The 20,315-nt window shown below is 38.4% G+C and carries 21 protein-coding genes and 4 pseudogenes; 18 read left to right on the top strand and 7 right to left on the bottom strand.

Going from position 1 to position 20,315, the window contains the following annotated elements; genetic code table 11:
* The first annotated feature begins 31 nt into the window (after positions 1 to 31).
* From M5V91_RS11335 to M5V91_RS11275, 13 genes and pseudogenes are all read left to right on the top strand, one after another.
* Positions 32 to 448, top strand: coding sequence for a hypothetical protein (locus M5V91_RS11335; protein ID WP_284522142.1), 417 nt, complete (start codon positions 32 to 34; stop codon positions 446 to 448).
* Complete coding sequence (locus M5V91_RS11330; protein ID WP_284522141.1) at positions 420 to 803, top strand: Gp15 family bacteriophage protein; 384 nt, start codon at positions 420 to 422, stop codon at positions 801 to 803. The genes M5V91_RS11335 and M5V91_RS11330 overlap by 29 nt, the downstream gene beginning before the upstream one ends.
* Positions 716 to 1,021 (top strand): Gp15 family bacteriophage protein, encoded by a 306-nt coding sequence (locus tag M5V91_RS11325; protein WP_284522273.1) that lies wholly within the window; start codon positions 716 to 718, stop codon positions 1,019 to 1,021. Before M5V91_RS11330 ends, M5V91_RS11325 begins: the two co-directional genes overlap by 88 nt.
* A gap of 4 nt (positions 1,022 to 1,025) precedes the next feature.
* Positions 1,026 to 3,365: a phage tail tape measure protein gene (locus tag M5V91_RS11320; protein ID WP_284522140.1), complete on the top strand. Its 2,340-nt coding sequence runs from the start codon at positions 1,026 to 1,028 to the stop codon at positions 3,363 to 3,365.
* Positions 3,362 to 4,048: a distal tail protein Dit gene (locus M5V91_RS11315; RefSeq protein ID WP_284522139.1), complete on the top strand. Its 687-nt coding sequence runs from the start codon at positions 3,362 to 3,364 to the stop codon at positions 4,046 to 4,048. The genes M5V91_RS11320 and M5V91_RS11315 overlap by 4 nt, the downstream gene beginning before the upstream one ends.
* Positions 4,049 to 4,181: 133 nt before the next feature.
* Complete coding sequence (locus M5V91_RS11310) at positions 4,182 to 7,649, top strand: phage tail spike protein (protein ID WP_284522138.1); 3,468 nt, start codon at positions 4,182 to 4,184, stop codon at positions 7,647 to 7,649.
* The gene (locus tag M5V91_RS11305; protein ID WP_076256810.1) at positions 7,646 to 7,849 is read left to right on the top strand and encodes a hypothetical protein; all 204 of its coding nucleotides are present in this window, start codon (positions 7,646 to 7,648) and stop codon (positions 7,847 to 7,849) included. Before M5V91_RS11310 ends, M5V91_RS11305 begins: the two co-directional genes overlap by 4 nt.
* A 35-nt stretch (positions 7,850 to 7,884) precedes the next feature.
* Complete coding sequence (locus tag M5V91_RS11300; RefSeq protein WP_284522137.1) at positions 7,885 to 8,148, top strand: hemolysin XhlA family protein; 264 nt, start codon at positions 7,885 to 7,887, stop codon at positions 8,146 to 8,148.
* Positions 8,149 to 8,332: 184 nt separating this feature from the next.
* Positions 8,333 to 8,596: pseudogene (locus M5V91_RS11295) on the top strand (hemolysin XhlA family protein); the annotation flags it as partial.
* Positions 8,597 to 8,608: 12 nt separating this feature from the next.
* On the top strand, positions 8,609 to 8,875 hold the full coding sequence (locus tag M5V91_RS11290) for a phage holin (protein WP_076256814.1): 267 nt from the start codon (positions 8,609 to 8,611) through the stop codon (positions 8,873 to 8,875).
* A 122-nt stretch (positions 8,876 to 8,997) separates the two neighbouring features.
* Entirely contained in the window at positions 8,998 to 9,687 is a 690-nt protein-coding gene (locus M5V91_RS11285) for an N-acetylmuramoyl-L-alanine amidase (protein WP_284522272.1), read from the top strand.
* A 255-nt stretch (positions 9,688 to 9,942) separates the two neighbouring features.
* Positions 9,943 to 10,146 (top strand): hypothetical protein, encoded by a 204-nt coding sequence (locus M5V91_RS11280; RefSeq protein WP_284522136.1) that lies wholly within the window; start codon positions 9,943 to 9,945, stop codon positions 10,144 to 10,146.
* 308 nt (positions 10,147 to 10,454) lie between these two features.
* Positions 10,455 to 11,459: pseudogene (locus M5V91_RS11275) on the top strand (DUF3231 family protein).
* A gap of 32 nt (positions 11,460 to 11,491) precedes the next feature.
* Here the strand turns inward: M5V91_RS11275 and M5V91_RS11270 are convergent.
* The 7 genes from M5V91_RS11270 to mreBH form a co-directional block, all read right to left on the bottom strand.
* Positions 11,492 to 11,698 carry a helix-turn-helix domain-containing protein gene (locus M5V91_RS11270; protein WP_284522135.1) on the bottom strand — a complete coding sequence of 69 codons (207 nt, stop codon included), beginning with the start codon at positions 11,696 to 11,698 and terminating at the stop codon, positions 11,492 to 11,494.
* A gap of 82 nt (positions 11,699 to 11,780) precedes the next feature.
* Entirely contained in the window at positions 11,781 to 12,053 is a 273-nt protein-coding gene (locus M5V91_RS11265) for a hypothetical protein (RefSeq protein WP_284522134.1), read from the bottom strand.
* Between the two features lie 67 nt (positions 12,054 to 12,120).
* The gene (locus M5V91_RS11260) at positions 12,121 to 12,309 is read right to left on the bottom strand and encodes a helix-turn-helix domain-containing protein (RefSeq protein ID WP_284522133.1); all 189 of its coding nucleotides are present in this window, start codon (positions 12,307 to 12,309) and stop codon (positions 12,121 to 12,123) included.
* A 302-nt stretch (positions 12,310 to 12,611) separates the two neighbouring features.
* Positions 12,612 to 13,034 (bottom strand): Ger(x)C family spore germination C-terminal domain-containing protein, encoded by a 423-nt coding sequence (locus tag M5V91_RS11255; RefSeq protein WP_284522132.1) that lies wholly within the window; start codon positions 13,032 to 13,034, stop codon positions 12,612 to 12,614.
* 5 nt (positions 13,035 to 13,039) lie between these two features.
* Entirely contained in the window at positions 13,040 to 13,615 is a 576-nt protein-coding gene (locus M5V91_RS11250) for a Ger(x)C family spore germination protein (protein WP_284522131.1), read from the bottom strand.
* 585 nt (positions 13,616 to 14,200) lie between these two features.
* On the bottom strand, positions 14,201 to 14,431 hold the full coding sequence (locus M5V91_RS11245) for a hypothetical protein (RefSeq protein WP_284522130.1): 231 nt from the start codon (positions 14,429 to 14,431) through the stop codon (positions 14,201 to 14,203).
* A 338-nt stretch (positions 14,432 to 14,769) separates the two neighbouring features.
* A complete protein-coding gene (gene mreBH, locus M5V91_RS11240) occupies positions 14,770 to 15,777 on the bottom strand; it encodes a rod-share determining protein MreBH (protein ID WP_009330587.1) in 1,008 nt (335 codons plus the stop codon).
* Positions 15,778 to 16,053: 276 nt separating this feature from the next.
* Between mreBH and miaA the strand changes: the two are divergent.
* From miaA to M5V91_RS11215, 5 genes and pseudogenes are all read left to right on the top strand, one after another.
* Positions 16,054 to 17,014: pseudogene (gene miaA, locus M5V91_RS11235) on the top strand (tRNA (adenosine(37)-N6)-dimethylallyltransferase MiaA).
* Positions 17,015 to 17,041: 27 nt separating this feature from the next.
* A complete protein-coding gene (gene hfq, locus M5V91_RS11230; RefSeq protein ID WP_009330585.1) occupies positions 17,042 to 17,275 on the top strand; it encodes an RNA chaperone Hfq in 234 nt (77 codons plus the stop codon).
* A 414-nt stretch (positions 17,276 to 17,689) separates the two neighbouring features.
* On the top strand, positions 17,690 to 18,640 hold the full coding sequence (spoVK, locus tag M5V91_RS11225) for a stage V sporulation protein K (protein WP_251175374.1): 951 nt from the start codon (positions 17,690 to 17,692) through the stop codon (positions 18,638 to 18,640).
* Positions 18,641 to 18,718: 78 nt separating this feature from the next.
* A complete protein-coding gene (locus tag M5V91_RS11220; protein WP_009330583.1) occupies positions 18,719 to 18,952 on the top strand; it encodes a glutaredoxin family protein in 234 nt (77 codons plus the stop codon).
* 196 nt (positions 18,953 to 19,148) lie between these two features.
* Positions 19,149 to 20,215 (top strand): annotated as a pseudogene (locus M5V91_RS11215) (hydroxyacid dehydrogenase).
* Positions 20,216 to 20,315: the final 100 nt, after the last annotated feature.

The raw sequence follows: 20,315 nt of genomic DNA, 5'->3' as shown, positions 1-20,315 counted from the left end.
TCAAACCTACCTGACAAAGGGGAGCAAAACAATGGCAATCAAAATTGATGTTCAAAAAACTTATGAAGAAGTTAAGATTGCAGACAAGATTTATAGAATGTATCTCAATGATGCGAAATTGAGGGAATATGACAAGGTCTTTAGAAAGTTCCGTAAAGAATCCGTGAAAATGAGCGAAAGGGATTATTCCAAAATGACGGATAAAGAACAAAAGTCAGCGGAAAAAGAGAATTACGAAATTATGTTTAGCGTTGTGGAACTTCTTTTGGGTGAAGGATCCTTTGAAAAGGTCTATAAAGATACTGGGAATTCATTGCTTGTTATGGCTGATATTATCATGCAGCTGATGGAAGTAGTCGGAAAGAGAATGCAGGCCTTTAAAAGAGAGAAAAAGCCTATTACACAGGGAAATAAAGCTTATGAAACTTACGGAAAGATTTATAGATGAAACAGAATTTCAAGGCCAAATAATTAAGCTAAATCTTGCCTTTGATAATGTTCTACGGGTTTCTGAACTCCTATCTGATGAAACGTTTGATGAAATAGAAAAGCTTGATATTCTATTTGAAATGCTTGTGAAAAATGCCTATGAATTGGAACTCTCTATTTTCGAGATAAGCCAATTGATAGGCTTTCTTTTGACGAAATCCTATTTCCTAAGAAACCTGAAAACGGTGGAAAAAGCTATTTTGATTTTGAACAAGATGCTGCCTTTATTTATGCTTCGTTCCTCCAAGATTACAAGATTGACCTTTTTGAAATGCAAGGCAAACTGCATTGGCAGAAGTTTTTGGCATTATTAGATAGCTTATCTGATAATACGAAATTTAAAGAGGTTGTGGCAATTAGAGCGCAGAAAATCCCTGCACCTACTAAATACAACCAGCAAGAACGGAACAGGATTATTGAATTGAAGCGGATTTATAGGCTCAAAAATGAATGGCCTTCCCTTGAAGAAGCTGATGCAACTTTAACAGCGATAGGTAACGCGTTAAAGAAATCCTACAAAAAGGGTAGGTGAAAACATGGCTTCGAGTGATGGGCGCATTGTCATCAATACAGAAATAAACACAAATAACGTGGAGTCAGGGCTTCAGCAGATTGAAAACCGGGTACAAGATGTAGCTGACAGAATGGGATCCATTGGGGAAACCATGTCCAAGGCCGTAACGGTTCCTCTTACTGCAATGGGAGCTGCTGGGATTGCTGCTGCAACTTCCGTTAGTGATGCACAAGCGAAAATAAGAAATAGTTTGGGACTTACCAAAGGAGAGGCTGAAAGACTAACCAAAACAGCCAAAAACATTTATACAGCGGGATTCGGTGAAAGCCTTGAAGATGTTTCAAACGCCTTGATTCAAACCCGGCAAAATATCAAGGGATTGGATCAAGAAGAACTTGAAACCGTAACAAAATCAGCCATGAACTTGGCCCAAACCTTTGATGCAGATGTAAATGAGGTTACAAGGGCTGGAGGAAACCTTATAAAAGGGTTTGGAATTTCTGCAGAAGAGGCATTTGATCTCATGGCACATGGGGCGCAGAACGGACTGAACTTCTCTAATGAAATGTTCGATAATCTCAGCGAATATGCGCCTTTGTTTGCTGAAATGGGCTTTTCTGCTTCTGAATACTTTCAGCTGTTAGAACAAGGCAGTAAAGCTGGAGTGTATAACCTCGATTACATCAATGATGCAATGAAGGAATTTCAAATCAAAATTAAAGACGGATCCAAATCAACTTCTGATGCTATGGGCCAAATGTCTAAAAGTACCCAGAAGGTATGGAAGGATTTCTTAGCCGGTAAGGGTACGGTTAAAGACGTTCACAATGCAGTCATAGCGGAATTAAAAGGAATGGATGATCAGGTTAAAGCCAATGAAATTGGTGTTGGTCTATACGGGACTAAGTGGGAAGATCTTGAAGCTGATGCCATGTATGCCCTTGGAAATATTGATGGAGGGGTCAAAGGAGTCAAAGGTTCCATGGATGAAATGAACCGGGTAACTGAAGAATCCTTTGGGACCAAGTGGAAGCAATTCACAAGGGAAGCTTTGATTGCCCTGGAGCCTTTAGGGAAAGTTCTTTTAGACTTTGCCATGGCAGTTCTCCCGTATGTCTCCCAAGCAATCCAATTTGTTTCTGATGCCTTTGCAAAAATGGATCCAGTTATGCAGGCAATAACTGTTGGAATCGGACTAATAGCAGCTGCAATAGGCCCGTTTTTAACCGTATTAGGGGCAATGATTGGTCCACTAACAACAGCCTGGCAATGGTTATCTAAAGTAAAGGCGATATTCCCGTTAATCAGAACAGCAATGCTTGCACTCACAGGCCCGGTTGGTATTATTTCGGGAATCGTTGTAGCTTTAGCACTCTTAATCTATGAAAATTGGGATTCTATAAGCAAATGGACAACTGAAAAATGGGGACAGGTAAAAAACTTCCTTTCTAACATGTGGAGTTTAACCAAGATTTTATTTGAGCAATCCCTAAAGTTCATATCTGATTTCATAGATAAAACTTGGAAAGCTGTTAAAACAGTAACAGAAAATACGTGGAAAGGAATAAAAACATTTTTCTCCAATACTTGGCTGGCCATGAAAAACACTGCAAATAATGTAGCTGAGAATATAAGGAGCTATGTTTCTGGAAAATGGCAAGCGTTAAAGGACAAAACAAATGAAATATACAATTCCATAGAAACCAAAATACAAAATACTTGGAATGAAGCAAAGGGAATTGTCCAAAACACAGCTGAAGCCATACGCAGAACTGCTATTGAAAAATTTGTTGCTTTAAGGCAAGGGGTTCAAGAAAAGCTTTATGAAGTCAAACAGAAGATCATGGACATATGGAATCAGGCCCAAGATTGGCTAGAAGGTGTTGATCTTGAATGGATAGGGCGAAACATCATAAGCGGTCTTATTCGTGGATTGTGGGGCATGTTTGGAAGCCTGATGGACACAGCCAGAAGCATTGCGAAAAGCATAGCAAACAAGATCCAGAGTGCTCTAGATATTCATAGCCCTTCAAGGGTAGCTATTGAATTAGGTTCATTCTTTACGGAAGGTTTAGAGGATGGGCTTTTAGCAAGGGCCAAACAGCTGATGAAAGCAGCAACCCAAGTAGGGGAAACTGTTGCAATCGGCACAAGGAAACCTTTGCAAGATGCCAGGTTAGACATTTCCAAGCAGAAAGTTCATTCTGCACAAACTGCTTCAAGTGCTGCAGCAGGAGTGGTCAATAAAACCATTCAGCTAATTATGCCTAATGTCCGAACTGAAAATGATGCAAGGTGCATTTCTCAAAAACTGGCAAGCTTAGAAAGCAGGTCTTTACGTGTAGGGGGTGTTAGCCCATGAGTTGGGGATTTTCCTTTAATGGGATTCATTCAACATCAAAAGGGATAAGAATCTCGAATATACAAGGTCGTGATACACTCCCGGAGATTGAAAGCCGAACGGCACAAGCGCCATCAAAAAATGGGGTTCATTACTTTGGTTTTCGGTTTATGGAGCGGAGAATAACGGTTGAAATTAACCTTTTCGGTGCTTCTCTTTTTAATTTCAGAACAAAAATAAGGGATTTGGCTTCGTGGCTGAATCCCAAAAATGGACCACAAGAACTGATTTTTGATGATGAAACTGATAAGAAATATTATGCGGTTGTAATCGAAAATACAGATTTTGAAGGGATCTTTGCAAAGCGGGTGGCAGAAATTGAATTCCTTTGCCCGGATCCATTTGCTTATTCCATAACAGAAAGTTCTGCAACGATTTCAAACGATTCTGCAACAATAAATAATACAGGAACGGCAGAAGCATTTCCTATAATCACTGTCGATTTTTCAGCTTCAGCTACTGAATTAAAGATTGAAAAGAATTCTAATGAATTTCTACGGATTGTGCGTAATTTTGTGGCTGGCGATGAAGTTGTGATTGATTGTCAAGTTGGCACAATTACTTATAACGGCAAAACAAACTTAATTACTGCACTTGATATTAATTCAGATTTTTCTCTTTGGATCCAGGAGATACAACATTAACTGTTACGCCTGCTGGGGTTAGTACAGTAAGCCTTGTTTATGTAAGAAGGTGGCTATAAATGAACAAACTTTTTATATTGGATGGACAATCTGAAGGGCTTCTTGCTGTGTTACAAAATGACAACAGCAAGAAATGCCCTTTTTTGATGCCATTCACACAGAGCAATTAAATAAAGATCATACTTTTGAGTTTTCAGTTCCCGCAGATCATGAAGCGGCTGCACACGTGAAAGAAAACAATCTTGTCACATTCAAAGACGAAGATGGAGATTTTCAGTTATTCCAGATTTACAAAATCGAAGAAGAACACAACGGAATTGAAATTGTCACAAAAGCTTATGCTGAACATGCTTTCTTTGAAATGAATGATGATATTATCGAGGACTTGCGAACCGTTGACGGAACAGCAGACAGCGCTATGACTGATGCCCTATCAAAAAGCCGGTTCAAAAAAGGAACTGTTGCGGATCTCGGCCTAAGAACAACAAATTTTTACTATGAATCTGCCATTTCTTCAATTCAGAAGATCATCAGTACATGGGGCGGGGAACTAAAGAAACGCATAAACTTTGACGGTTCAGCCATTATAGGGCGTTTTGTGGATCTTCTTGCAAGGCGGGGAGCTGATACCGGGAAGCGGTTTGAATTCACAAAAGATCTGGTTTCCATTAAAAGAACTGTTGATACTTCTAACCTGAAAACGGCCTTATATGGGCGTGGGAATGGCGAACAGACAGAAACGGGAGGATATACAAGGCGTTTAACTTTTGCAGATGTTGTTTGGAACGGTTCCGGACTTGATCCTGTTGATAAACCTTTAGGCCAACAATGGGTTGGGGATCCGGTGGCCCTTGAACAATTTGGGCGAATAGATCCAGACACAGGAAAGAAAATTCACAGATTCGGAGTCTTTGAGGATGGGGAAGAAACAGATCCTGAAGCTTTATTGGACAAAACATGGAATGCCCTGCAAAGCACAAACACACCAAGAATCACTTATGAAATGAATGTTTTAGACTTGGAGCAAATCACAGGACTTTCACATGAAAAAGTTCGCTTGGGTGATACTGTTTTTGCCATTGATAAAGAATTTACACCTGAATTGAGAGTTGAAGCCAGAGTAATCGAAATCAAAAGGGATTTAGTAAATCCTGAAAACACAGAAATAATTCTTGGGAATTTCCTTCCCTTGTTTACTGATCTTGCATCAAGGCTGAAAAATATTGAAAGCAAGGTTGATGGAAGAACCGGGGTCTGGGATAATCCCGGAGAAATTGGCCCTATTGATGATACCGATTTTGCTGATATTACACCCCAAAAACCAAATGTAACTGCTTCAGGAGCCTTTTCAAAGGTCATTATTGAATGGGATGCAGATTTAAGTAGCTATGTGAAAGAGTATGAAGTTTACGTTTCAACAGTTCCTAACTTTACACCTGACATATCAAATCTAGTAGCCAGGGCGACGACAAGCGTATTTGTTTATGAAGGTGAGCCAAATCAGCAATATTACATTAGGGTTAGAGGGATGAACAGGGCGGGAACTGCCGGGCCGTTTTCTGATCAAAAAACAGCCACAACAGCAAGAATTGTTGCAGGAGATATAACTCCCCAAGTGATAACAAATGATCTCATTGCGTTAAATGCCAATATTGACGGGGCGAAAATGGCTGATGCTTCAATAGGCAGGGCCAAGATCGGAAGTGTTAATGCTGACGTTATCGACACAGGGGTTTTAAACGCTGCAAGAATTGACGTTAGGGCACAGCTTGGGGCCAACATTTCAACAGCTGAAGAATTACTTTATGGATATATGGGTCATGGTTTCCTTGATATTGGGGACGGTGAAAATTGGTATCAATGGCTGCCGTATAAAAGTTATATATATCTTATGGAAGATACAACAGCTGACAAATACAACAGGCCAGCGCCTGAAGAAGGGGATGAAATAGCTTTTGATTTCCTTCTTTATGCGAAAAACACTTCAGGGGCAGCGCCAACATTAACTGCCACAATAACGGTTTATTTTGAAGGCGGGGGAAGTTGGACGGATCCATTTCAGATACACACATTTCAGCCTGTTCCCGCCAATACCCCTACAAGGGTACAGTTTTCAAGGAAGGTTCCTGAAGGTGCTTATTCAGGTAAAAAACCAAGCCATTTTGAAATGTCTTTCTATACAACGACTTCAGGAACGGAACTTTATGTAAGAGATACAGACGTAAGAATCAGGCTGAGAGGGAACTTAGTCGTTCAAGGTGATTTTGAAGTTAAGAACCTTAAAGCTTGGGAAGGTTTAAACGTCAATGATCAATTCATTGTTGATGAAAACGGAAATGTTAAATTTGCAGGAACACTTGAAGCGGGCGTTTCCATCAATTCACCTACCATTAACGCAGGGGAATTCTTTGGAGGAAGGATATACATGTATGGGGAACAAGCCATTTATTATACAGTGGATGATCCCGACAACCAAACCGAAAGAACAATTATTTCTAACGGTTCGATAAGCCAAGATAAATATGAAACTGCAGGAGATTACACTCGTGTTAGGTCTACTTTTCTTAGATCAGGGAGACTGGATTATTCAAATGGTGTAAACATCAGAGAAAGATTAAGAGAAGATTACATTACCTATAGTGTTAAAGGAAGTCTTTTGCCTTATGAATACAAGTATGAATTTGGCGATATGATCATAGATAATGGCTTGATTGCTGCTGATATTGTGGGAGTTAAAGATTCACTTGATGGAACTTCAACTGGTTGGCCTTTGTACCTTCATGTAGACAGGCTGGGAATCGGAAAATCTAAAGTGAATGAAACAGATCCTGAATATACAGGATTGCTTCTTGATATAAGAAAAGATAGGAATCTCGGCAATAGAACTTTGCTTTCAACTCCTGATGGAATCACATTCAAAAGCATAAACAGCGGAGAATTCGTTTTCAAGGATAAAGTTTGGATTGATGCTGATGCAGATTTACTTCAACTTTATGGATCTACCCATTGTTATATAGAGTTTTTCAAAACAGGTGGTGCAAGAAGCGGATGGTTTGGATATGGAAGCCTGAACAATGACAATCTCAACATTTCCAACTCAATCGGAAGGGTTTTAATAAACACATCTGATGGCGGTGTAGCTGAGTTCATGGGCCTTAGTGGGCATGATGGATTAAGAATGGCGAACAGGGCCATTATAAAATGGCTTTCTTCTTCTGACACCATACAAATAAGAAATTCTTCGGATGGGGCATATGGAACTTTACAGGCTATTATATCCAATGCTTCCGACAGACGACTAAAGAGGAATATCCTCCCCTATGAAGAATCGGCGTTGGAAAAAGTGCTTGCAACTCCAATATACACTTACAACATGGTTAATTATGATGATTCTAAAATTTTCATGGGGATGATTGCCGATGAAGCGCCTGAAAACATTGTCATTAAAGGGGACACGGCAGAAATGCCTGATGGTATTGATATATATCAAATGTCTTCTATGATATGGAAGGCTGTTCAGGAAATGGACGAAAAACTATCAAATGCTCTTGCTGAATTTGAAGAACTAAAAATGAAGCTTGAAAGGAACGGTATTCAATGAGCGAAGAAAAACAAACAATTTCTATAGACTCTTATTTTCAGAGTGAACTTGGAAAACTAAAATACGAAAATATTATCTTGAAGGCACAACATGATAATTTGGTTTCTCAAAATAAAGGATTGCAGCAGAAAGTCCAGGAACTTGAAAACAAACTAATTGAATCAAAGGAAGCAAATGGTACAAAAGAACCTAAGATTTAAGGGTTTTTTTATTACCTTCAAAGGAGGTATTGTAAGTGACAAATGAGGCGGAAACAATGGATTTATGGAAGACATCTGTAAATAAAGACATTGAAGAAATGAAAGGTGATATTCGCCGGCTACAGGATAAAACACTCTTACAAGACCAAATAATCCAGAACATCCAAGGTGACCTAAAGGAAATTAAAGAAGATACTAAATGGCTAAAAAGAACAATTACAAATGCCATTATTATGTCCGTTTTCACTGCTATAATTGGCGGCGGTATTGCAATTATCTTTACAGTGTTTAAAGGTTAGTGAAATAAATTACTTTGTAAAAGAACTATTAATGCAAAATGGAGATAGTTGCCGTTACTTGATGCAGAAGGTTTTCATTTACTACCTTATAGAGTGCTCAATGTGGAAAAGAATATAAATTTTAGCCACTTAAGTCCATGTAGCTGGACAAGCACAAGATATCCTTATAAGGAGGGTGGTTATCTTGAAGGAGCCGGTTAATGAAAATATATACGACAAAGAAATTGCAGAAATAAAAGGTGATCTTAGAAATATTGAGAATCGAGTGAATAACCTTGAAAAAATTACAACTAGACAGGATCAACAAATTTTTTCAATAAATGAAAAGCTAAATAAAATTGACGAAAATACAACCTGGATTAAAAGAACTATTACAGGAGCCATTATTACTGCGACTTGCACCGGTATTATCGGGGGAGCAATCGCTATTATCTATAATGTTTTAAGAGGGGGCAATAAATTGATAAATTGGAAAGTACGCTTTAAAAATCCAATATTCCTAGCACAACTATTTTTAGCATTTTTTGCACCTATACTTGGTTATTATGGATTAACCGCACAGGACCTCACTACGTGGGGTTCTGTTTTTAATTTGCTAGTAGGAGCATTTTCTAATCCGTATATTTTGCTGCTAATAATGGTGAGTGTGTGGAATGCCTTAAATGATCCTACAACAAGGGGAATAGAGGATAGCCAACAAGCTAAACGCTATCAATGGCCAAAATAAGCTGCCCTTTGGGGTGGCTTTTTTGTTCATTGAAAGGAGTGATTGCTATGTGAAAAGGAAGGACAGCAGTACAAGCAGTTAATCGATTTGTGAATAAAAATATTATTAGAGGTGATTTAAATATGGTAAAACTTTTTATTGATCCAGGTCACGGCGGCACAGATCCAGGTGCGGTAGGAAATGGTCTTCAGGAAAAGGATTTAACACTACAAATCGCCACACGTATAAAAGATATTTTAACCCTTGAATATGATAATGTTTCAATCCGCATGAGCCGTACAGGGGATCAAACAGTATCTTTATCAGAGCGCACAAACGCTGCGAATGCATGGGGAGCTGATTTCTTCTTATCAGTTCACATTAACGCAGGCGGGGGAACAGGATATGAAGATTATGTATATCCAGGAGTTGGGGCTCCAACAACCACTTATCAAAATAACATCCATGCAGAGGTTATGAAGCTGGTTAATTTTAATGATCGTGGTAAAAAGCAGGCAAACTTCTATGTGCTTCGTGAAACAAGCATGCCGGCATTGTTAACAGAAAATGGCTTTATTGATAATACCAATGATGCAGCCAAGCTGAAATCAAGCACTTTTATTGAGAATCTTGCACGTGGCCATGTGAATGGAATTGTTAAGAGTTTTAATCTTCCTAAGAAGAACTCAGCAGTTTTCCATACTGTTGTTTCTGGAGATACAGTATATTCTCTAAGTAGAACTTACGGTAGTAATATCCAACAGATTAGGGATTGGAATAACCTTGATGCAGACTATACTATCTATGTTGGTCAGCGCATACGTGTTAAATAATAAACAAACCCTTTTCAATCGAGAGAGGTTATGGAATATCATGCCCGTTGTGGTTTAGCTATTGTTGGAATTGCAGACAAGAATACTTGGTGCAAAATATCTTAAAAGTAAGTGGAAAGATCAGCCTTGGATGAATAGTCCAGGGCTTATTTTATTTAGGAATATAAAAATGTGCCACTTTGGAACATCTTAATATTTCAAGAGCCCTTTGTGTTATTTTTAGCGTATTAGTTGTTTATAAAGGAGGCACGGGAGATGTTAAATCTTCTGTATACAGTTGCATGCCTGGCAGTAACAACATTTTTCTGCGTATTGGTTTGGTATTTGATCTCATTAGGGGAGAGTGGTGTTGCTGAGGTAGCTTCAATTATATGGTTTGGATTCATTGTCTGGTTCTTGACCTTGATAGAAAGAGAAGACCGGGGAAACGATAGTTCGCTTTTGGGAAATCAATATTAAAAGCCCTTCTCACTCGAGAGGGGCCTCTTAATCAAATGAAAATTTTTACAAAATGTATTCACAATACATTGAAGCTTTTAGATTGGGAACAATATTATACAAGTTCATTCAAAGGAAGTGAGACTTTTGAGATTTTCTAAAACAACAGGCAACATTACATATTTAGGATATTCTGCGATAATTTTAACAACAATATATACCATCATTATTACAGTTTTAGGTCTTAAAACGATGCAGATGGTAAAGTACATTTATAAAACTCAAAAAAAGAATGAAAACGATAAGTATATGATATATGAGGTGACTTTGTGGAAGAGAATATATTAAAACTTACATCTTCCGAGATAGGTACACTATGGGGAGAATATGTGAATGGCACATTGGTAGACGTGATAAATCGATATATGGTCACTATTATTGAGGATGAAACAATAAAAAACATTTTTGAGGATGCTATTAATACATTTGAAAAACAAAAGAATCAAATTGTATCCTTTTTGGAAAAAGAGGGGTTCCCAATTCCGATAGGATTTACTGAATCTGACCTCTATAAAGGCAAAGAAAGATTGTTCACGGATATTTTTTGCTTGAATTATTTACATATCATGACGTTACACGGCATGCTAGGTCATACTACAGCATTAGGTGTTTCCGTTAGAAAAGACTTAAGGGACTTTTATGATTCTTGTGATACCGATGCAAAAATAATGTATCATCGAACAATTGAGTTATTGCTTGAGAAAGGATACTTCCAAAGAGATCCTTTGTTTTATCCTACTAAAAACCCTGAATATGTAACTAGCCAAGATTTTACTGATGGATATTTCGGAAAGGGCAGAAAATTAGCCTCTACAGAAATCATTAGCATTTCATTAAATCTTTAAAAAAGCATTATGGCTAAAACCCTTTCTATGGCTTTCAGTCAAGTTGCTCAATCGAAAGATGTTAGGAAGTTTTTAACCGATTCAGAGAAAACAGCTGATTCCCAAATAAAAACATTTTCTAAGATCATGCAAGGAGATAATTTACCAGTTCCGAAATCTTGGGAAACAGAAGTGACAACTTCAACGGATTCTCCTTTTACCGATAAGCTAATGCTGCATCACATAGGATTCCTGTATCAAGCTTCTCAAAACTACCATGGGGCAGGACTAGCTTCGGCTATGCGAACAGACCTTGTAACTACTTATGAAACCACAATTCTTGAAAACCTTATGGTTACTAAGAAATGGTTTGATCTTATGGTTAAGAATAATTGGTTAGAACAGCCGCCACTTGCTCCAAATAGAAGTGAATTAGCAAAAGAAGTATAAATATAAAAGCCCTTCTAATTGAGAGGGGCTTGTTAGTATATTACGTCTTTGATTTTCTCAACAGTTACTCCATAAAATTTTGCTAACTTTTCTAAGTCCTCCAATGAGGGCTTAGTTTTGTTGCATTCGTAATAACTGAGTTTTCTAATATTGATTCCAGTAGCTCCAGCTACTTCATTTTGAGTCATGTTCTTCTGGAACCTTAGCATTCTTAAGTTGATTCCTATGCTGCCGTACATGTTATCACCTATTTTTTATTCAGAATTTAAACATAATAGACAAAGCAAAATAAAGCCCTTCTCAATCGAGAGAGTCTGATGTTCAGTAGGAATATTTCCCCTCTTTTTCGAATCGTACTACTAGGGCATAGGCTTGTTCTTCTGTAATATGTTCCTTATAAACTACACCAATACTGCTTTTAAGTTCTTTCGAAGCTTTATTAAAAGGTGTCTCATTTAACGAGGAGCAAAGAACCTCAGGAGTGACTATATTGTCTACCCAACTTTCTTTCGTAACCGAAGTAAGCTCTGAGATTCCATCCCCATGTCTAAAAACAACCCGATTAAAAATGTAAAATGTTTTTATTGGTTCCATATCTATCACCTCTGAGTTATATCGGAATTAACTCAGAATTTTTAATTCAATGCACTTGAGAGGAGGTTCAACTACTTTCTTCAGTGATTTCTTCCTCAGTAACCCCATAAAACTCTGCAAGTTTCACTAAATTCCTCTTCTTAGGAACACGGGAGTTACGCTCGTAATTGCTGATAGTGTCTTGAGAAACCCCAATAGATTTAGCTACTTCCTGTTGTGTCAGTCGCTTCTTCACTCTAAGCATTCTTAAGTTCATCCCTATACTCCCATACATATTATCACCTAATAGTTATTTCGGATAAGATTCGTAAATTTTGATTAAAAAAAGCCCTCTCCTAGGAAAGGGCCTATCTAGTCATAGCAACTATCTCGTTGCAAGTATCATTATAGAATAAAAATAATTAAAAACACAAATTGTACTTGTGTGCTTGTTAACAGGGTTTTTCTTTAAAACGAGAAGTTATTAAAAGCATATTTATATTGTTTATCTTTATTTGGTCCTCTCTTATTCAAGAACGCCTGATTCTTCTATCACTACATTACATTTAACATCAAAGTCTAACATCTTGTAATCGTCTTCCCACTTTTTAAAGTCAAAGTTCCGATTTTGGTTTTTTTCTTGTGTCCCAAGCCAACAGGGTCTATTCTAAGATGTTGAAATTGATTTAACAATTTTAAGCAGGTTTTCTCAATTTCTTTCTCTAGATACTTTTCAACCTCTCCAATAATCTGTGGGGTTAAAAAATCTCCTGTAAACTCACGAATAATACCTTTAAGATGGATGGTTATGGTAGCGAGATCATCAGTCATATTGATTTTATTCTTTGATTTTATACTCTCTACAGCAGCAATATCTCCTTTTTTTAACTTAACCTCAAAGTTTCCTTCGCTATATTTATCTACGAGTAATTTAAAAAAGAACAATTCCTCTGCGGGGAGAGTGCTAACTTCTTTGTCGTTTTGGAAAAGACTTATTCCCACTATTTCTACTTTATCATTGCCGGTTTTTTTAGTCGGGGCAGGAATGGGTCTTTACCTTTTTGATAGTAGTCACGAGAAAAAATATGCAAATTGGTTAAAGGAATATCACGATGGTCAATATTGTGTTGAATCAGATTATAGATATATGTTGCATTCCCTCTCGTGCCATACTCACCTTTTAACAAGTCTTCTGATTTCCCATCCGCAGTAGCAACAAATACGCGCGCTCCAATACTTGCATCTCTATGAAAAGAATCTACAATGTCATATATCCCTTTTTTAGAAATTTCAGGACCGAATATAGCCAACTGTAGCCCGCCTGTGACAAGTGGTTCTGATGACTGCTTGGAAACATCTAGACGCATGTCTTGTCTAAGTAATCCATTTGCAGAAAATGTCCTATTAATTACGCTTTTGTCAGGCTCGAATTCCTGAAATACTACAGTTCCTCTATAGGTATTTTCTTCATCCTCTGCTAAATCGAAGCCGACTCCTGCCTCAAAATTAATTTCATCAATGATTTCTTTTTCCACACATCCTGAAAGGAGCATGGAGAGGCATATTAATATAAAGCTTTTCATTTCAGATTCACCTTTAGTTTTGTGAATTATGACAACAATGAAATACATTTGAATATTTTAAGTAATAGTAAATTCAATTATTCCAAACGGGATAATATTGTAATGAAAATGAGTACAAAATTATTATTTATCTTTGTGTGGGAGAATATTCATAATAAGGAAGTTTTGGTTATTTCGATGAAAGTAGAAGCTTAAGGGGGATGACTTCTTTATAGTGTGTTGTCAATTGAGTGTTGGTACGAAGACAGATTAAGAATCCGGGGGAAGAAGTCGCTAGCTAAGTATAAATGTCCAAAACAAGACCCGAATGACGGTATGGATCACTAAAAATGGTTTCGACCCCAAACCGACCCCAAACTTACTATTTTAAGGTTTACGAATAAAATAATTGAATAAAATAAAAAGCGCGAACCCCTTGATGTATATGGGTTTCGCGCTTTTCTTTTGTAGCGTCCCAGGCGAGATTCGAACTCACGACCTACAGCTTAGGAGGCAGTCTATGTCATTAATTAACTTTACCATTAGAACATCTTTATTAGGCAACTGTAATTATGTATTATTCAGGATTTGCAAGAGAGGTCTAAATTATGGGGTTTTGACGAATTGTTTACGAAAACGGTCAACAACTTTCCGTTTTAAACCTACAAGAACATACTTCATTCCTGCTGAAGCCTTAATATGTAAGGATTTTCTTAATAACTTTATTGCTTCCGTGACTGTTTGCCACTTTGACAGGGAGAGGTCGGTGGTTCGATCCCAGCCGGAAGCAATAGGGTATTGGAAAGTCTGATTTAACTCTACCCACTTTTTGCCCATCTTTGCCCATATTTTCACTTCTTTATATATCGAATAGAATGTAAAAATATCAATATATCAATGTTTGATTTCTTTTATTTTCTTCTATTATATAGTCTGATTACTCCACTTATGAGATGGAGAAAATGTTTAAGAGGGTAATGTAGAAAAGAACGACGCTGAACCAGAGTGGTTCGGCGTTTTTTTATTCATAGACGACGATAATTTTATTATGTAAACTAAGTGGTGTTTGGCCCATAATTTTTCTTTTTTCGCTCATAAAACTTTATTTCGCTCAAAATGTCAATATACAAAACAAAAAAGCATCCATTTCGCGGAATGGATGCTTTTCTTATAGCTTATCTCACTGCCGTATGCAGCTTATCAATAAATTGCAGGGCTTTTCCTGTTCCAACCGCTACAGATTCAAGCGGGCTAGGTGCAAGGTGTACAGGGACTACAATTTCCTGTGAAAGCCATTCCTGCATGCCGTTTAAAAGGGCACCTCCGCCGGAAAGAATCACACCTCGGTCTACGATGTCTCCGCTGAGTTCAGCCGGGCTGTCCTCTAATGTTGCGCGGATTGCTTCAAGAATGTGAAGCAATGATTCTTTGATTGCATCACGGATTTCATAGGAAGTTAGAGTAATCGTCTTAGGCAGGCCGGTAACAAGGTCGCGGCCGCGCACTTCCATTGTCAGTTCTTCATGGTCAACCAGCGCGTAGCCGATTTCCATTTTAATATGTTCGGCTGTTCTCTCTCCGATCAGAACGTTGTATTCTTTACGTACATATTGAATAATATCATCGTCAAGTCTGTCGCCGCCAATCCGGATGGAATTGCAGGCTACCACTCCGCCGAAAGAGATGATGGCTACTTCTGTTGAGCCGCCGCCAATGTCAACAACCACGTTCGCGACAGGCTCATCGACAGGCATTCCTGAACCAATTGCTGCTGCCACAGGCTCTTCGATCAGATGTACTTTCTTCGCCCCCGCATTGCGGACAGCATCATGGATGGCTCTTCTTTCAACACTTGTCGAACCAGATGGCGTACAAACAACGACATTCGGCTTTCTGATTGCAAATCCTACTTTTTTCGATGCTTTTCGCATAACCTGGCGAAGCATTTCAGTAGTGGTGTCATAATCGGCAATAACCCCGTCTTTGAGCGGACGGATGGCAACGATGCGGCCTGGTGTTTTCCCGATCATTTCCTTTGCTTCTTTACCAACAGCTAACACTTTTTTCGTTTCTGTATCAATTGCTACTACAGAAGGTTCATTAAGGATGATGCCTTTTGTTTTGCTGTATACAAGTATATTAGCAGTTCCTAAGTCAATTCCAATTTCAGATGTATTTAACATGAATTCTTCACCCAATTTCAAATTTATATTGTAACAATATAACCTTCTAATAAATTAACATGATTTTGGGGGTTACCCTTTGTTTGTTATGGAATCGTTAATAAAATGTAATTTTATAAGAAAATTTTAGGAAACTTGTCGAATAGGAAAGGTGAAACTTGTTCATAATGCATAAATGTTCTGTTTTTATAAAAAGAATGGTAAGATGATACCTGAAAAATTTTCCTGCTATATGGTAGGGATAATAATTAGAATGTCAGTAAAGGCAGTGAACAGATGAGTGAAAAAGAAAAGCTTGCAGTGCTGATTGGCCCTACAGCTGTTGGAAAAACAAAATTAAGCATTCTTCTGGCGAAAAGATTTAATGCTGAGATCATCAGCGGAGATTCTATGCAAATATATAAAAGCATGGATATCGGCACGGCAAAAATTAAAGAAGAAGAAATGGAAGGAATTCCGCATCATCTAATTGACATCAAAAATCCTGAAGATCCCTTTTCGGCAGCTGAATTTCAGGAACTGGTCCGCAGCAAAATCACAGAGATCACTTCAAGAGGCAAACTTCCAATGATCGTTGGAGGCACTGGATTGTATATTCAATCCGTTATTTATGATTACCAATTTTCTGATGCCCCTTCAGATGAAGAATTCAGAAAAACTTTGGAGGAACGCGCAGAAAGTGAAGGGAACGATGCCCTTTTCAAGGAGCTTTTGGCCATAGACCCTGAAAGTGCGGAAAAAATTCACCCCAATAACATTCGAAGAGTGGTCAGGGCATTGGAAATTTACCATTGCACAGGGAAAACGATGTCTCAGTATCAGGAGAATCAGGATCCAGCACTTCTTTATGATACGGCGCTGATTGGGTTGACCATGGACCGGGATACCTTATATGAACGCATCAATCTCCGGGTTGAGATCATGATGAAGGAAGGCTTGCTTGAAGAGGTGAGAGCCCTGTATGATCTGGGATTAAAGGATTGCCAGTCCATACAGGCCATCGGATATAAAGAACTGTATGAATACTTTAATGGACGTGTATCACTGGAGGATGCCGTAGGAAATCTGAAGCAAAATTCAAGAAGATATGCAAAAAGGCAGCTAACATGGTTTCGAAACAAGATGAATGTGGAATGGTTTGATATGTCCGATACAGCCGACCCTCATGAGTTTGAAAAAATTCGCTGAAATTTCTGCTCATATTGAAGGAAAGCTGAAAATAAAATCGAATACATAATGATAGAGATAAAAGAGGAGGATTATAATGAAATCAGCAATCAATATTCAGGATCAGGTTCTTAATCAGCTACGCAAGGATAATATTAATTGTACTGTATTTTTGTTAAATGGATTCCAAATTAGAGGCCAAATCAAAGGCTTTGATAATTTCACGGTATTATTCGAGTCAGAAGGCAAGCAGCAGCTCGTTTATAAGCATGCCATTTCTACCTTCGTTCCACAGCGCAATGTTCAGCTGGATATGGAAAACCAGCAATAATATAAAAGTTGCACATTCAGAAGAAAAGCCCGCTTTGATTGAAGCGGGCTATTTTCTTATGAAAAGACAGCATAAATATTTTTAATGAAATGGAGGTTGGCTGAATACATATAGATATGAGAATTTATTGTAGATATGAGGGAGCCTGACTGCTGGCCTTGTTTCCCATGAACAGGCAGTATGCTCCCAGGTATCAGCAGCATCTAAAGCGGAGGAAAGCCCGAAGAGGTGAAAATTTCACCTTATTTCTCGGGAAACCGCATGAACCGACACTCCTGCATCAGTGATTGCTGAAACGCACGGGAACTTGTCGGATTTTAGCCTAATAACCGTAATCTCGCGGATGCATATAGGCTTTTGTCACAACGATTACTTCTATGCGTATACTGTGCTAAGAATGTGAGGTGATAGCTTTTGGACCAGCCGATTCGCCTGAAGAATAACGGACAGATCAGCATCGTGCTCAATTCACAAAAGAGAAAAACATACACAAAAGAGCTTCCCGAATCCCAAGCGGCTCCAAAAGCCATTCCGCCTGAGCATACAGCTCTGAAAGAAATTGAAAAAGAACTTGGCGCTCTTGTGGGAATGGAAGAGATGAAGAAAATGATCAAGGAGATCTATGCGTGGATTTATGTGAATAAAAAGCGGGAGGAAGCCGGTCTCAAAGCTGGAAAGCAGGCATTGCATATGATGTTCAAAGGCAATCCCGGCACCGGTAAAACAACGGTTGCCCGATTAATAGGCAAGCTTTTTCAAAAAATGAATGTACTGTCAAAAGGCCATTTGATTGAAGCTGAGCGGGCTGATCTTGTCGGTGAATATATTGGTCATACTGCCCAGAAGACAAGGGATCTGGTGAAAAAAGCGATAGGCGGGATCCTGTTCATCGATGAAGCATACTCTTTAGGAAGAGGCGGAGAAAAAGACTTTGGCAAGGAAGCCATTGACACTCTCGTAAAGCATATGGAAGACCGCCAGCATGAATTTATTCTGATACTGGCGGGCTACTCAAGAGAAATGAATCACTTCTTGACGCTGAATCCTGGTCTTCATTCCCGGTTCCCCCTGGTTGTTGACTTCCCTGACTACTCGATTGAGCAGCTGATGGAAATCGGCGAGCGGATGCTGAAGGAACGGGAATATACATTAAGCCACGAATCTGAAAAGAAGCTGAGAGAGCACTTACACTTTGTGAAAAATAATCTCAGTCCAAACAGTTTTTCGAATGGGCGCTATATCCGGAATATCATTGAAAAATCAATCCGGGCACAGGCCATGCGCCTATTAATGCAAAACAGCTATGACAAACATGATCTGATGACCATCAGAAGCAATGATTTGTTGTTTGAAGAAGCCGATTAAGGGGATATTGATATTGTAATAAAAAAGACAGTGTCAAAGAACATTGGCATTGTCTTTTTACTGAAGGAGGAATATAAAATGAATAATATTACGGTTTATACGACCAATACATGTCCTTACTGTACGATGGTGAAGAATTTTCTGGATGAGAAAGGGCTGGAGTATAAAGAGGTTAATGTGCAGAATGACCAGCGAGAGGCACAAAAACTGGTTGCAACCACCGGACAAATGGGAGTGCCGCAGATCAATGTGAATGGCAATTGGGTCATTGGCTTTGATCCAAATACGATTATGGCGAATGTGAAGCAATAATATAAAGGGGGTCTGCTCGTGGATTGAGCAGGTCTTTTTTTGAATTGTGAACTCTGCAAATAAAATTGCATACTAGCAAAAAAAGCAGCTGTATTCGCAAACTAATAGGAAATTTTGCAAAGAAAGTGCATGAACTTGCAAACAAACAGCTTAAAACGGCAAATAAACATCTTTAAAAAAACATCAGGATAATCTGATGTTTTTGATTTTAAAGAAAGAATTTTCTAAAAACATTGACCGAACTTCCCGGGGTGTTTTAATAATTATAGTGGTTGGGTCACCTAACCATTTATTCTGGAAGGAGCTTGAGAAAATGAAAATCCTAATTACTGAATTAATCTGGAAAGAAGGAATTGAAGAGTTAATAAACAATGGCTTCCAAGTGGATTATGACGAGAATCTATGGAGTAACCGTGAAGAATTATTAAGAAAAATTAACAATTACGATGGTTTAATTGTAAGAAATCAAACAATTGCAGATCAGGAATTAATGGCAGCTGGTCCTCAATTAAAGGTTATAGGCAGGCTTGGAGTTGGACTTGATAATATAGACACAGCATCAGCAAAGAAAATGGGAATCCCAGTGGTTTATGCTAAAAATGCCAATGCTACTTCGGTGGCCGAGTATGTGATGATGGCCATGTTAAGTGTTTCCCGGCCTCTTCATCTTGCTGATTATGATGTCAGGAACGGCAATTGGGATAGAAAAACATACACCGGCATGGAACTTGCGGGTAAAACGCTGGGCCTTATAGGATTAGGGAAATCTCTCATCGCGTTGCTAAAAGAGCAATATCGTTTGGAATGAAAGTGGCTGGTTATGATCCCTTTATTGCGGATTATGATCACATTGTTTCTGAAACAGGGGTTCAAATAATAGAATCATTAGCAGATCTGCTTGCTGAATCTGATTTTATTTCCTTGCATGTTCCGCTTACACCTTCAACCAAGTATTTAATCTCCGAGTCAGAACTTCAATCAATGAAGGTTTCTTCCTATATTATTAATACCTCCCGAGGCGGTATTATAAATGAACGTGATCTTGCAGCTGCTTTAACCAATGGTGCGATTGCAGGAGCGTTTCTGGATGTGCTTGAGACAGAACCAATCCTTCCGTCGAACAAACTATTGACATGCTCGAATGCTGTTATTACTCCGCACATTGCTGGTTTAACTGAAGAATCACAAATTAGAACTTCCTTATTGGTGGCAAAAGAAGTAGCAAAGGTTATGAAAAATCAGCCGTCATTATGTGTAATTTAAAAAAGTTTCCGAAAATTTAAATAAATAATTGACTTTAACATTTGGGAGTGGTTTAATTAACCTATAAATAGTGGTTGGGTCACCCAACCAAATACAAAAG

Origin of the sequence: Cytobacillus pseudoceanisediminis (assembly GCF_023516215.1) — a bacterium.
In the GTDB taxonomy this organism is placed as follows: Bacteria; Bacillota; Bacilli; order Bacillales; family Cytobacillaceae; genus Cytobacillus; species Cytobacillus pseudoceanisediminis.
The sequence above is the reverse complement of the archived record's forward strand: the minus strand, read 5'-3'. Positions and strand labels throughout refer to the sequence as shown.

Bases quoted from the DNA above. Each gene is read 5' to 3' on its own strand.
- M5V91_RS11245 (WP_284522130.1), bottom strand. From the start codon at position 14,431: ATGGGCAAAAAGTGGGTAGAGTTAAATCAGACTTTCCAATACCCTATT.
- M5V91_RS11250 (WP_284522131.1), bottom strand. From the start codon at position 13,615: ATGAAAAGCTTTATATTAATATGCCTCTCCATGCTCCTTTCAGGATGT.
- M5V91_RS11315 (WP_284522139.1), top strand. From the start codon at position 3,362: ATGAGTTGGGGATTTTCCTTTAATGGGATTCATTCAACATCAAAAGGG.
- M5V91_RS11285 (WP_284522272.1), top strand. From the start codon at position 8,998: ATGGTAAAACTTTTTATTGATCCAGGTCACGGCGGCACAGATCCAGGT.
- M5V91_RS11320 (WP_284522140.1), top strand. From the start codon at position 1,026: ATGGCTTCGAGTGATGGGCGCATTGTCATCAATACAGAAATAAACACA.
- M5V91_RS11280 (WP_284522136.1), top strand. From the start codon at position 9,943: ATGTTAAATCTTCTGTATACAGTTGCATGCCTGGCAGTAACAACATTT.
- M5V91_RS11260 (WP_284522133.1), bottom strand. From the start codon at position 12,309: ATGAACTTAAGAATGCTTAGAGTGAAGAAGCGACTGACACAACAGGAA.
- M5V91_RS11330 (WP_284522141.1), top strand. From the start codon at position 420: ATGAAACTTACGGAAAGATTTATAGATGAAACAGAATTTCAAGGCCAA.
- M5V91_RS11335 (WP_284522142.1), top strand. From the start codon at position 32: ATGGCAATCAAAATTGATGTTCAAAAAACTTATGAAGAAGTTAAGATT.
- M5V91_RS11265 (WP_284522134.1), bottom strand. From the start codon at position 12,053: ATGGAACCAATAAAAACATTTTACATTTTTAATCGGGTTGTTTTTAGA.
- M5V91_RS11305 (WP_076256810.1), top strand. From the start codon at position 7,646: ATGAGCGAAGAAAAACAAACAATTTCTATAGACTCTTATTTTCAGAGT.
- mreBH (WP_009330587.1), bottom strand. From the start codon at position 15,777: ATGTTAAATACATCTGAAATTGGAATTGACTTAGGAACTGCTAATATA.
- M5V91_RS11270 (WP_284522135.1), bottom strand. From the start codon at position 11,698: ATGTACGGCAGCATAGGAATCAACTTAAGAATGCTAAGGTTCCAGAAG.
- M5V91_RS11310 (WP_284522138.1), top strand. From the start codon at position 4,182: ATGCCCTTTTTTGATGCCATTCACACAGAGCAATTAAATAAAGATCAT.
- M5V91_RS11220 (WP_009330583.1), top strand. From the start codon at position 18,719: ATGAATAATATTACGGTTTATACGACCAATACATGTCCTTACTGTACG.
- hfq (WP_009330585.1), top strand. From the start codon at position 17,042: ATGAAATCAGCAATCAATATTCAGGATCAGGTTCTTAATCAGCTACGC.